At 36.2% G+C, this 14,167-nt stretch carries 9 protein-coding genes; all 9 read right to left on the minus strand.

Annotation, left to right across the window (positions count from 1 at the left end; all coding sequences use genetic code 11):
- Positions 1–34 precede the first annotated feature (34 nt).
- A complete protein-coding gene (locus LHV68_04920) occupies positions 35–886 on the minus strand; it encodes a radical SAM protein (GenBank protein ID MCB4791211.1) in 852 nt (283 codons plus the stop codon).
- Entirely contained in the window at positions 883–1,818 is a 936-nt protein-coding gene (locus tag LHV68_04925; protein MCB4791212.1) for a radical SAM protein, read from the minus strand. The genes LHV68_04920 and LHV68_04925 overlap by 4 nt, the downstream gene beginning before the upstream one ends.
- Positions 1,815–2,870, minus strand: a complete 1,056-nt coding sequence (locus LHV68_04930) for a radical SAM protein (GenBank protein MCB4791213.1) — start codon at positions 2,868–2,870, stop codon at positions 1,815–1,817. Before LHV68_04930 ends, LHV68_04925 begins: the two co-directional genes overlap by 4 nt.
- 18 nt (positions 2,871–2,888) lie before the next feature.
- Positions 2,889–3,755 carry a radical SAM protein gene (locus LHV68_04935; GenBank protein ID MCB4791214.1) on the minus strand — a complete coding sequence of 289 codons (867 nt, stop codon included), beginning with the start codon at positions 3,753–3,755 and terminating at the stop codon, positions 2,889–2,891.
- Between the two features lie 10 nt (positions 3,756–3,765).
- Positions 3,766–5,337 (minus strand): radical SAM protein, encoded by a 1,572-nt coding sequence (locus tag LHV68_04940; GenBank protein ID MCB4791215.1) that lies wholly within the window; start codon positions 5,335–5,337, stop codon positions 3,766–3,768.
- The gene (locus LHV68_04945) at positions 5,334–6,419 is read right to left on the minus strand and encodes a radical SAM protein (protein MCB4791216.1); all 1,086 of its coding nucleotides are present in this window, start codon (positions 6,417–6,419) and stop codon (positions 5,334–5,336) included. Before LHV68_04945 ends, LHV68_04940 begins: the two co-directional genes overlap by 4 nt.
- Entirely contained in the window at positions 6,397–7,383 is a 987-nt protein-coding gene (locus LHV68_04950; protein ID MCB4791217.1) for a radical SAM protein, read from the minus strand. Before LHV68_04950 ends, LHV68_04945 begins: the two co-directional genes overlap by 23 nt.
- Positions 7,352–8,464, minus strand: a complete 1,113-nt coding sequence (locus LHV68_04955; protein MCB4791218.1) for an SPASM domain-containing protein — start codon at positions 8,462–8,464, stop codon at positions 7,352–7,354. Before LHV68_04955 ends, LHV68_04950 begins: the two co-directional genes overlap by 32 nt.
- A partial coding sequence (locus LHV68_04960; GenBank protein MCB4791219.1) for a right-handed parallel beta-helix repeat-containing protein occupies positions 8,457–14,167 on the minus strand: 5,711 nt, incomplete at its 5' end. The genes LHV68_04955 and LHV68_04960, both read right to left, overlap by 8 nt.

Below are 14,167 nucleotides of genomic sequence, written 5' to 3' on the forward strand. Positions count from 1 at the left end.
TCTTTAACAAAAGAGGGGAGTCATTTAACATCAGTTATTTTACTATCCATCTGAACTCGCACGGACAGGTTTCCTGCCTGCACAACATCGGGCTGTCGTTCAACTTAAAGTTCTCGTCAAATATGTTGCCAAGAAGCATCTTATCCCGGCTTTTCGAGTAATCGTTGCTGCAGGGATAGACTGAACCATCGTTGTCAACTCTTATGTACAACTGGCCTGCAGCGCACATCTGTCCCTTGCTTTTTACCTGCACGACCTGTTTGCTTGCCCATTGGATATCTTTATCGCTTTTAAGGCTGCCTATTACTTCATTTATATGATCCCTTTCCTGTTCGCTAAAACCCGCGGGGTAGTTCTTTCCCTTATAATTGCCCCGGAAAGGCAGGGGCGTAAACCTGAAACCCTTGTTTAGAAAATAATCCCCGGTCACTTTAAGGCCTTCTAATTGTTCCGGATAGGTTACATAATGTATCCTGATATCAAACCCGTTATCTTTCAAGACCGTTGCCTTGCTGGCAAACTCTTCCAGGTCCGCAAACGACGGGTGGTAACTCAGCCCCATGAAAAAATTATCCGGGCTTATTTCCTGTACCAGTGTTTTAACGTCTTCTTTACTGCAGGACAAGTTCGTGTCAAATGAAACATGAGCGAACTTGTTCAATTCAATTATCATCTTTAGAAAATCCGGGTACAGGAAAGGTTCACCGCCTGTAATTATGAGTTTCAACCCGCCGTATTTGTCACTAAGCTTTCTGTAGGCCTTGACCCAGTTGCCGGTCTTTAGATATTTATTCCTTTTTTCAACTTCCTGCCACAGGCCTTCAAAAAAACAATACGGGCACCTGTAATTGCACTTATAGTGAATAAGCCAGTCTATTTCTATCATGATTTAGTTTTGATTTTCGGCGTTTGCCAGTGAAAAAGCCAGTTCTTTTCCTCATCTACTATCATGGCGACCCAGCACGGGCATTTATCAAGACGGCACTCCTTAGGTTCATCATAAAGAGCGAAGGTCCCGTCAATAAGGTTGCCGATCTTTCCTTCTTCCTTTATCAAACAACACCTGTAAGCGTTGCCGTTGGAGTGGATCTTTGTGTAGACCTGCCCCATTCGGCATAACTTTCCAAGGTGAGGGTTAAGAGGCTTTTCTTTCTTGTCTCCGTCGTTTTTATCGCCGTAAGATTCCAGCATCTTTGGGGCTGTCCTGGGATCGCACTTGCATACCAGCTCTCTTTCCTCTTTGGTATAGCTCTGCGGATACTCTTTGCCCTTGTATTTGCCGCGGAACGGCATTACGTCAAAAGATATATGTTCAATGTCAAAACCCGACTTGTATTCTTCCATCCTGGCTAACTGTTCAGGGAACGCGACATAGTTTACGCCAAGGTCATACCCCCCGTCCTTCAGAGCTTTGGCTTTTTTAAGGAACGTGCCGAAATCCGCAAACTGAGGATGGAACGAAGCCGCGAACCTTACCCGGTCAGGCGGTATCTTCTTCATGAATTCATCTACGTCAAAAGACAGGTTCGTATCAAACTCAACCGTGAATTTATCGGTCAGGAACGAGACCAGCTCGATGAAACCGGGGTAATGGAACGGCTCGCCGCCGGAAATGTGCAGGTGGCCTTCACCGTACTTGTCGTAGATATCACCCCATATCCTTTTCCATTCTTCTATTCCGGGATACCTGTTCTTTTTTTTCTCCTCTTCCCAGGTATCGTTAAAAAAACAATAACTGCACCTGTAATTGCATGCATAATGGATATCCCAGGTATAAAAACATTTCCCGGGAGGTATATTTTTTCTGGCGTTCTTCATTTCTTTTCCCTTTTAATGTAATTGGCATATTCTTTCATATACTCAGTTCTATAAACCGGATGTTCCAGCGCTTCCCAGAGAGGGACCCACTTATCTTCTTCTTGCCCAACGAGCATACTTTTAAAACACGGGCACTGGTAACTTACCTTGCAGGCAGCCGGTTCATCCAGCAGCTTGAAATCCTTATCAAGGATGCTGCCCAGGGAGCCTGAATCTACCCCGTGATAACCGGCACAGCACCTGGTCACTGAACCGTCCGGGTGTATCTTTGCATACATCTGGCCCATCCGGCACAACTCGCCTGTTTTTACTTTTTTTCCCGGTTCTTCTTCCCTTTTTACACGCCAGTCATACCACCTGGAGTTCATGTCCTTTAAATGCTCGTCCAGGGCATCTTTTGCAATGCCTTCAAGAAGCATTTTCTCTTCAACACTATAGGACTGAGGGTACCATTTATCATTGAACTTACCTGCGAACGGTATGACCTTAAAGTATATCCTCTCGCTTTCCACCATTTTTTTATACTCAGAAATCTTACCGAGATGGTTAGGATATCCAACATAGCATATAGTTGACGGGAACCCGTTATGATGAAGGAACTTTACTTTATCAAGGTATTTTTTCATGTCATCGAATTCCGGATGAAAACTTGACGAGATGGACACCCCGTTGTTTGGCGGGATTTTGTCCAGGAATTCCTTCATATCAAAACTTAGGTTAGTCGTTATATCTACCGAATTGTATTTCAAAAGCGTTTTAACGAGACCCCAGAAATTCGGGTAAATAGTCGGCTCTCCCCCGGAAAATCTTACATGGCTTCCCCAATATTTTTCGAATATCTTTTCCCAAGCCTCTTCCCATCTGCTTATATCTATGCTTTTAGACTTAAATTCTATATCTCTTTTTATTACTTCGCAGTAAGAACACTTATAGTTGCATTTGAACGAAATATCCCAGTTCCAGTGAACACGGTACGGGGGGTCCAGCCTGGGATATTTTGGTATTCTAACTAATTTATTCTTTAAATCGTAGATATTTATGATCGTCTTCATTATTAACTCTTTGATACATTATTCCGTAATCGCTTTCAGGCATGGGCACATTTCCACATCGCATGGCAACGCTTTTTTAAGCAAAGTAAAGTTATCGTCGAATATATTGCCTATTAAGTGCCTTTCTCCTATCTGTCCGCACCGTGCAACTTTGCCGTCGGGAAATATTAAAGCTGATTTTTTGCCGGCCGCACACATTACACCTTTTTTTTCAACGTTTTCTTTCCAGGTATTATCAAGCCCAAGCATATTTTTCTCTTCAGCATTATAACTCTCCGGGTAAGAAAACCCGTTGTAATTCCCATAAAACGGGATAACCTTCAGTACCTCATTTTGTGAACTTGCTACTTTTAAATAATTGTTAAATTCTTTTAAGTAGCCCGGGTATGCGCACAAATTAATATTTCCTGTCTGGAAATCATGTTTTCTCAAATATTTTACCTTACCTATAATATCCTCCAGCTTATCGTAATTTGGCTGAAAACTTAATGTTATAGAAACTTTTTGCGGGTCTACTTTATTTACAAATTCTTCTAGCCCCAGGGAACCGTTCGTTGATATATTTATAGGATAATGCAACTGCGACAGTTTTGATACGAGGCTTGTAAAATCGGGATATATAAAAGGTTCTCCGCCTGTTATAAGCACGCTTGCCCGCCCATATTTGTCATAAATTCTCTGCCAGTGTGCCATCCACTCATTTACAGAAAGATAAACGGTACGTTTGCCGTACTCTTCCCACTTTCCTTCAAATATGCAATGAGGACACCGGTAGTTGCAGGCATAAAGCATATTCCACTCAAAGTTAATCATATCAGGAATATTGAAACTTTCCTTTTTAGAGTCCTTGCCCTGTAAATAGAAACTGTCTTTTATTTCTTGCATATTATTTAGGCTATACTGTTTTATTTAGGATTTTTGTATCTATTGATTTTATCCTATTAAGGACTGCCTCGTTTTTTGGGTCAAGTTTTTGATATTTTCTAAAATATTCCAGTGCAGTATCGTATTCATTAATATATTCATAATAACTGCCGAGGTTAAACCATTCGTCCAGTTCTACCGTGGTCCTAACCCCGTTATCAACCTGCACGCCCAGGTCCAGGCACAATTTTTCGAATTCCTTGCATCTTTTTAATCTTACAGGGTAGGTATTTTTCCCGTCTAGGGTCTCCCAATAAAGATGATGTGAAAACGGCGTCTTTATCATAAACTTACCGGGTTCAGTATGCAATTTGCTGTTTTCTTCGATCGCACAATAAGTCCTGCTCGGATATACCCTGGTGAAATATTTTCCCATGTCCTTAATAAAATCCAGCGTTAAGTGAAAATCATTTTCTGTTTCGCCTGGAAATCCAAACATAAAATTGCCTGTAACCCTGATCCCTGATTCACAAGCATCTTTTATTATCCTTTTAGCATCTTTAATATCATATTTTTTGTTCATCAGCTTTAAAATCCTGGCAGAGCCGGATTCTATTCCGAAAATCAAGTGCTTACATCCTGCTTTTGCCATTTTCTGAACAATATTCGTTGTCATCTTTTTGTTTATAATCGCATTTGCCACCCAGAGAATCTTTGTTCCGTACGGGGGATATTTTATCATCAGGTCGCAAAATTCTTCTGTCCTTGATACATTCGCATTAAAAACCAGGTCCTGAAAATCTATATGGCAAATCTCAGGATACGATAATTTATGAAAACTTATTTCCTGATGCAGCCTTTCTGCATTCATTTCCCTGTAAGTGCCCCAGAAACTTCTTGAACTGCAAAAACTGCAATCCCATACACATCCTCTTGAACTCATTATGGCAAAGTGCTCTTTATCATCATAATCTTCTATTTTTAAATCAGAAAAATCCATATACGGCAGGCTGTCCAGGTTATTCATAGGTTTCCTGTCACCTGTATAGAAGGTTTTTTCTTTATCTCTTATATATACCCCTAAGCAATCTCGTAAAGAGCCGCTTTTGTCCATCTCCTGGCATAATTCAGGGAATGCCCTATCCCCTTCTCCGGGAATTACGTAATCAACAGGAGATTCCTTAAATATTTTTTCAATATAACATTTCTCGTTGAATATCTGGCCGCCAAAGATTATTAATAAGTCTTTATTTTTTTCTTTCAACTCCTTGGCATATTGAATGCTTGCCCAATATGTCGAAGAAGTAATGGAAAAAGCCGCCATTCTTGGCGCATGCTTTAATATATTTTCAGTAAAACTATTTATAATATTATTCATAGACAAAAAGAACTCATTTACACTGTTTTTATCATACCAAAAAGATGACTGTTCCCATGCCCACAAGTTCTTCATGTTATCTTCTCTTTTAGTATATAAATAGTTATTTAGGTCATAAGATTTAGCTTCATGACCTTTACTTTTAAGGCATGCACTCAATTGTACGATTGACAAAGGTGGTTCCCTTGTCCCCCAGACCGGGCACTGGATCAAAGCGACTCTCATGCTCCCTCCAGTAACTTATTTATTTCTTCATCATTTTTTCCACGGGTTATTATATGAGATTTAAAATCATTAACAGAAGAAGGGTTAGCTCTAAAACAGTATTGAGAACATGAATATTTGCCATCTATCAGCTTTTTTCTGATGTTTTTGTAATAATCGCCATTCCAGACATCCATAAATTCTTTGTTTTTTAAACTCTCCTTTGAATCTCCTGCAACATCGCAAGTAATAATATCGCCTTCAGGATTTATCATTAATTGAGTCCAGGCTTCACTGCATAGCTGATGATTTAAGCTATGGCCATTCCCGAACCTCGGAGGCAATATTACGTTAATATTATTTTTCTGAGCTTTATCTTTTGCCAGGTCCAATATTTTATTAGTTTTTTCTTTGATGAAATAACAAGAGAGATCTTTTTGATCAAGCCTGTAAACGTAGTTATAATAAACTATCACTGAATTAGCATCAAAATCTTTTGCAAAATCAATAAAATCCGGCAAATTTTCTATATTTTTTGTCGTTGCAAGGAATATGAAGTTTATCCTTAAATTGTTTCCTTTAGATCTCTTTAAATGCTCTAAATTATAGATTAAAACCCCGTAATTCTTTGATTTTGTCATTGTTTCATGGGTAACCTCGTTGCTTGAGTGAATTGACACATGGATTGTGTAAATATTGCCGCTTTCAAGAATAAAATCAACCATCTTGGGAGTTAATGAACTTCCATTTGTTGCAAACATTTTTTCTGCATATTTGAACTGGTTGAAATACCCAAGTATTTTTTTTGCTTCCGGCAAAAGAAGAAGCTCGCCTGATCCGGTCAGGTTTATTCTTTCTGCCCTGGTAAGTACCGGTAAAAGTTTTTTTTCATAATTACACTTGAATTCCTCAAAGTTGAAATAGCTATAAACCGCAGGCCTTGAACAGAACAAACAATCCTGATTGCAGGGCGCATCCAGCTGTACAAAGACGTATCTTGGATAGGATTCAAGGGTAAGTTTCCTATCTGTAAATTCCCTACTATTTAAAATATTATTCTTCAAAACAATTTCTCTTTCTTCAATCGATGCTGATTTTTGCATGGTTACTTACTCCTATATGGTCGCAGTTCGTACAAACATTATTTTCCTTTGGCTTTGTCCTGTCTTTAACAAATTTACGTGCAACCCTGTATTTCTTTCCGTTCCAGATCATCCAGAAAGGTTTTTTAAAGAATTCATAAAAATCGTCTTTCTGATCTTCTACTGAACAACAAGGAGAAACAGAACCGTCAGCATTTATAGTTATACCATCCCACAACCAGCCGCATATTTGTTCTACTGGTTTAAATTCTATTTTATCCTCTACTACTTTGTATCTGTTAAATTCATCCTTATTTGAAACCCATTCGGGAGAACAGAAAGGCGCTGTAAAACCTATAGAATCAACTCCTATTTCTTTAGCCATAGCTTTTGCTTTATCAATTTCATGTTCATTATGCTTAAAAACCAGGAATTGCCAGTGTATATGAGGAATTTCCTTGTTTAAATCCTTTTTTACCTTAACTAATAATTTCAAATTACTTAATGCTTTTTCAAAGTTTCCATCCCTTCTATAAATTTCATAAACTTCTTGACTAGCACCATCTATAGAAGCAGAAATCCAGTCTACTCCAGACTTTATCAATGCAACGGCATCATCTTTAGAAAGCTCAACATTCAAATTTGTATCCAATTTTATTTCAGGACTGAACCTTTCTTTGGTATAAGTTATCATCCGGGAAATATCTTTATTTAAAAGCGGCTCACCCCAGTTACAAAAATCGATATGAAAAAGATACGGCCCCAGCTTATCTATTATTTTCTTATAATCATTAAATGACAATGTTGCCTGTACCCTGGTACCTCTTCTTTGACCGGTAGGGCAGAACACACATTTTAAATTACAGATATTAGATGGGTCAATCGTCAGCCAGTAAGGATACCCTATTACAATTTGAGTCCTTAGCCGTTTTTGTAATTCGATCAATTTATAGTTATATTTTTTTATTAGATATCGGATATTCATTTTTGTGTTTCTCAAGATATAACAATATCTCCGCTTGTGCTTCCGGCCTAAAAGTTATATGGGATTTAATATTATTTATATTATTCAAATCATATCTATAGCAATCCCTGCACCAGGAATGAGGTTCATCGTTTATTAAACCTTCCCGCAGTTTCGTATAGCCCGGCCCGTTCCATATATCATAAAACTCCTGTTTTTCTAAATATCCTATGTGATTACCGGCAAAACAACAGGGGTTTACAGACCCCTGCGTTTCAACGTAAAAAAAGTTCCATGGATCATAACAGGGAGGTTTATTTTTAACTTTATTATCATAAATCCCGAACTTTGGCGGTAAATTTAAAGACATATTTAATTTTAATGCCAAAGCCTCTGCATCTTTTAATATTTTGTTTGTCTTCTCCGGATTAAAAAAACATGACAATTTTATCTGGTCAGGATTAAAAATAGTTAAATAGTTGCATGTTACAGTATCTACGCCGATCTGTTTTGCTAATTTTATAAAATCTGGGAGGTTTTCAATGTTTATAGTTGTGGCCAAGAATATTAAATTGATATGCAGAGTACTTCTCTTTATTTTTTTTATCTCTATTAATTTCTTTATATTTGATATTATTTTATCCCAGGCTTTTGTCCTGGTCATAGACTCATGTAATTTCTTGTCCGCGGCATGTAAAGATATCAACAGGGAATACTTGCCGTCGGTAATTATATCTGATATTTCCGAATTTATCGATATTCCGTTCGTAGTAAATACTTTTGTATTATCTGGTAATTTAATATTTATATATTCTAAGTAATTTATAAACTCAGGTATCAGAAATATTTCACCAAAACCGCAAAATCCAATATGGTCTGCTTTTTTAAGGACCTTACCTATTCTATTTTCAAATAAATCTTTGTATACCTGAAGACTAAAGTTCGGGAAATCGCCTCCGAGGCAAAATACGCAGTTTGCATTGCATTTTGCGTGAGCCCCGATTGTAATATACTGTGGAGTTGTCCGCAATCTGATTTTATGCAATCTCACTTCCGCATCATTATCTTCTTTGTTTTTTTGAATTATATTTATTTCATTCATAATTCATATTCAATTTATTCAAGATATCCCTTAAAAAACCATAGTTATCTCTAAATATTTCCCGACTTGACATGAGATTAACGGTATAATTCGATTTATTTAAGTATTTATCCTTAAAATTATCTATATTTATGCTGTGTTCAGGATAATATTCTTTATAATAATTTAAAATATTAGAAATATACGGTTCCACAATAATATTTTTATCTACGGCTAAATGTAAACTTAAAATCCTATTATATAAATATATCAATGATCGCCTCTTATTTTCTAATTGTTTGCCGCCGTACATCCTTAACGATAAATTCAATATATTAATAGATTCTTTAATAAGCAGACCCAGGATATCATCCGATGGCTTTCTATAATCATCTTTCCTAACCATATATTGCCACCTTTCTTCTTCCCCGGTATTTGATAGGCTGATAGCGTTATTGCCCAGTAATTTAAAATAATTAAACGGCGTTTCCAAATGTAAGGAAAACTGAATTGCCTGGAACATATTGTCCGTAAGTACGGCCATCGGAGTGTTTTTCGAAAAATCTATCACTTTTAAATTATCATGTAAAAAGGCCAGCCTTTTTAAAAACTCAGGTTTTTTAAAGGCTAAAGCCTTGATGATTATATATAAATAACCAGGGCTGTCAAAAATTATGCTTTTTACATCCCCTGCCGAAATTTGAATTATCTCCTTACATAACCTTTCCCACCTGGATACCTGGTTTATATCGATCACATTATAATATTTTATATCACCGTATTTATACTTTACATCCTCCCTATTGCCAGGGCCATCCAACCCACTAATTAAACCAGGAAGCACTGATTCAAGATAACCTATTATAAACAAAAATGCGTCCTTGTAATCAGATTCTTTCAGCTCAATATTGTTTACCCAGGCATCCCTCAATTTATTCACTAGCCCCATGTCGTCTTTATCGCCACAATTATTTATAAAATAATCTAAAACAGCTGTCCTGCCTATAAATTCCGTTTCTTTAGCGTTCGTATAGATATAATATTTGATAATGTCTATTACCGATTTTACAAATAACAGCTTGGAAGCTAGGCTTTTGTCGTTGTTAAAAAAGATATCATTTAATTTAAAATATGAATTAATCATTTCTGTCAAAGCGCTTAGCGTGACGGACCTGCTCTTAATATCTATTTTGTTCTCTATCTTCTCTAGACTCCCACTTATCAATTTCGCTTTATTCATAAATTCTAGGGACCTGATGCTCCCGGATTTAGTAAACCTGTCAAATTCTTCTATCGTCACTATTTGAAATTCACCATAAAAGGGAAATATCACCTTTAATAAGTTATAGGCTTTATTTATTCTGTTTATTAACTTGACTTCATCCTCGTTATCTACTTTGCTTAACCTGAACAATAAATCTATGTCGCTCGCACCGGGTATCCAGTCATTCGAAGTCAACCCTCTTCTTAAATATATCCCGCTTATATCCCCGCTTTTATTAAAATACAATTTCAGGACCTTCAGGCTAATAAAATATATCTGCCTGTAAATTATATTAAAAATACCGTACTGCCTGGTACTTAAAACAATATTCCTTACAAAATTATAGAATAAACTAATATCACCGGAAAACATCCGGCCTTTTTTGGTTACATTTAAAGAAATATCATTATTTTCTATTGCCTTATTTTCAAAATATGAATATTGTTTTGCAATTATTTCATTCCTTAAGGATTCTATCTTTGACTCGTCGCTATAACGAATACCGTAACTTACTCCGTTTATCTTATTCCGTTTTATTGCAACTTCCGAGATGTTGTTGATCTCTATACCTATCGTCTTCGTATGCCCAACTATGTTGTTGTCTTCTATTATACCGCTGCTTTGTTCTTTATATTCTATCCCGAAAGCCTGGGCCTCAATATTATTATTGGCTATTTCTACCTGACAGCTGCCGCCAACCTCCACTCCTTTTAACCCTGCCAGGCTGTTCTTTTTTACTACCCCTATTGTATTCATCGAATATTTAATGCAAATACCATTCTTACTGTTAAGGCTGCTATCGTAAATATTCACATTGCTTATGTCATTTACTTCTATGGCCGTGTTCTCGCTTTCTATTTTAATGCCTTCAACTTTTACCAGAGATTCTTCTATGCATATCATCCCCTTCTCAACAGCTGTGATGCTGTTGCCTTTTATTTCCAACTCTGCATGCCCTGATATTTCCATCCCTATATTCTCACTCTTCCCGCTTATCTCATTATTCTCTATTGTCCCGCTGCTGCTGTCTTTATATAATATTCCCCTCACTTTCGTGTACAGTTTATTGTCTTTGATCGTGATATTGCTGCTGTCTATAACCACTATTCCTTTATTTCCGTTTAAAACATTTGAACAAATTATTCCGGTTGTATTCATGGAATAAACGATGCATGTATTCGTTGAGCTATTTATAAAACAATCCGTTTCTTTAGCGTTCGTATAGATATAATATTTGATAATGTCTATTACCGATTTTACAAATAACAGCTTGGAAGCTAGGCTTTTGTCGTTGTTAAAAAAGATATCATTTAATTTAAAATATGAATTAATCATTTCTGTCAAAGCGCTTAGCGTGACGGACCTGCTCTTAATATCTATTTTGTTCTCTATCTTCTCTAGACTCCCACTTATCAATTTCGCTTTATTCATAAATTCTAGGGACCTGATGCTCCCGGATTTAGTAAACCTGTCAAATTCTTCTATCGTCACTATTTGAAATTCACCATAAAAGGGAAATATCACCTTTAATAAGTTATAGGCTTTATTTATTCTGTTTATTAACTTGACTTCATCCTCGTTATCTACTTTGCTTAACCTGAACAATAAATCTATGTCGCTCGCACCGGGTATCCAGTCATTCGAAGTCAACCCTCTTCTTAAATATATCCCGCTTATATCCCCGCTTTTATTAAAATACAATTTCAGGACCTTCAGGCTAATAAAATATATCTGCCTGTAAATTATATTAAAAATACCGTACTGCCTGGTACTTAAAACAATATTCCTTACAAAATTATAGAATAAACTAATATCACCGGAAAACATCCGGCCTTTTTTGGTTACATTTAAAGAAATATCATTATTTTCTATTGCCTTATTTTCAAAATATGAATATTGTTTTGCAATTATTTCATTCCTTAAGGATTCTATCTTTGACTCGTCGCTATAACGAATACCGTAACTTACTCCGTTTATCTTATTCCGTTTTATTGCAACTTCCGAGATGTTGTTGATCTCTATACCTATCGTCTTCGTATGCCCAACTATGTTGTTGTCTTCTATTATACCGCTGCTTTGTTCTTTATATTCTATCCCGAAAGCCTGGGCCTCAATATTATTATTGGCTATTTCTACCTGACAGCTGCCGCCAACCTCCACTCCTTTTAACCCTGCCAGGCTGTTCTTTTTTACTACCCCTATTGTATTCATCGAATATTTAATGCAAATACCATTCTTACTGTTAAGGCTGCTATCGTAAATATTCACATTGCTTATGTCATTTACTTCTATGGCCGTGTTCTCGCTTTCTATTTTAATGCCTTCAACTTTTACCAGAGATTCTTCTATGCATATCATCCCCTTCTCAACAGCTGTGATGCTGTTGCCTTTTATTTCCAACTCTGCATGCCCTGATATTTCCATCCCTATATTCTCACTCTTCCCGCTTATCTCATTATTCTCTATTGTCCCGCTGCTGCTGTCTTTATATAATATTCCCCTCACTTTTGCATACAGCTTATTGTCTTTGATCGTGATATTGCTACTGTCTATAACCTCTATACCTTTAGTCCCGTTCAATGTATTAGAGCCGATTATTCCGGTTGTATTCATCGAATACCTTATACAAACACCTTTTCCGCATGCTATTTTAGAATCGACGATATTTACATTGCTAATATCATAAACACTCAAACCTATATCCTCTGATTTTACATTGCTTTTACTGATTTCAACCTGGCTTCCCCCGTTAGCCTCCAAGCCTTTGTTCCCAGACATACTGGTATTACAAACTATTCCTCTTGCATCCATGTCATATTTCACACAAACACCTTTTTTACATATTATTTTTGAATCATTTATATTTACATTGCTTATTTCATAGACATTAATTCCAATGCTCTCTGATTTTATATGGCTTTTACTTATGTCAACCTGGCTTCCCCCGTTGGTTTCCAAGCCTTTATGCCCCGATACATTAGTATTACAGACTATTCCGCTTGCATCCATATCATATTTTACACAAACTCCTTTCCTGCATGTTATATCCGAATCAGTTATTTTTACATTACTTATTTCATGAGCACTTATCCCTGCATTTTCTGTTTTTATATTGATTTTATTTATTTCGACCTGGCTTCCTCCGCCGGCTTTAAATCCTTTGTTCCCGGATAAACTTGTATTATGAACCATCCCGCTTGCATTCATATCATATTTTATGCAAATACCTTTTTTAGAATTGATAGCCGTATCCGTTATATTTACACTGCATAAATTATAAACTTCTATGCCATTATTTAAACTTTCAATTTCAATTCTTTTAATTTGTGCTTTAGCCTCATGAGAACAATTTACGCCATAATTTATGGTTTTAATGTCATTTTTTTCAACGTAGACTTCTGCATTCCCCAGCAACTGTATACCTGTCAGGCCATTTAACCTGTTTCTCTTTACTGCCCCGGTCGAACTCATATCATATTCTATACAATTGCCATTCTTGCAGGCTATAATACTATTTAATATATCTACATTTCTTAGATCTTTAATAGTTACCCCTTGATTTATAGCTTCTATCTTTATTCCATCGATCTTTACCCGGTTAACCCCCAACATTTCTATCCCAATATTACCAACCAATTTATTTTTATTGATTGCCCCTTTTGCATTCACGCTGTATCTTATACAAGAGCCTATTCTGCTAACAGTAATATCATTATTCGCTACAGACACGATACTATTATCCGAACACTCTGCACCGCTTATTTTTGTTATAATAGAATTATTATTTATTGTTGCCCGGGTTTTACCATTTATTGAAATGCCATGGTCTCCATTTTTTACGATATTTTTTTCTATGATTATTTTATCCCCGTCATCCTGAAATCTAATTGCAGATTGGTTGTTTAATAAAATATTATCACTGATTATGCATCCCCTGTTCCTTTCGTCGCCATAAACCGCAATATTTTTATTATAGTTTAATTTATTATTTTTTATAACAGTTTCTTTTGCAGCACAATTTAAAACACCTACATTGTTTTTATTTATTGTATTTTCAATAATATTCGTTCTATTACAACCCCAAACATCAATCCCTACATCACTGCCATTTATAGTATTATCATATGCCAGAGAGTCTCGCACCTTGACGAAAATAATTCCTCTAACCTTATTCCTAATAATTATATTTGTATTTATTTTTATATTTTCCCCGCCAGCACAATAAATCCCTATAATATTATTTGTGAAACTGTTCTTATAAATTTCACATAAACTTTGTTTATATAACCAAAATCCGATCTTATTGTCCTTAAAACTACTATCTTTTACGCTTATTGCTGCACCCTTTAAAGCAAGAAGGCCGTAAAAAGCATGATTTATTATGCAATTCTCTATTTCAGACCCATTTCCTCTAACTATAACAACCGCACCTCCCCAGCCCCTGTTCCCGATTACAATTT

The organism is Candidatus Liberimonas magnetica, assembly GCA_020523885.1.
GTDB classification, from domain to species: domain Bacteria; phylum Elusimicrobiota; class Endomicrobiia; order Endomicrobiales; family JAFGIL01; genus Liberimonas; species Liberimonas magnetica.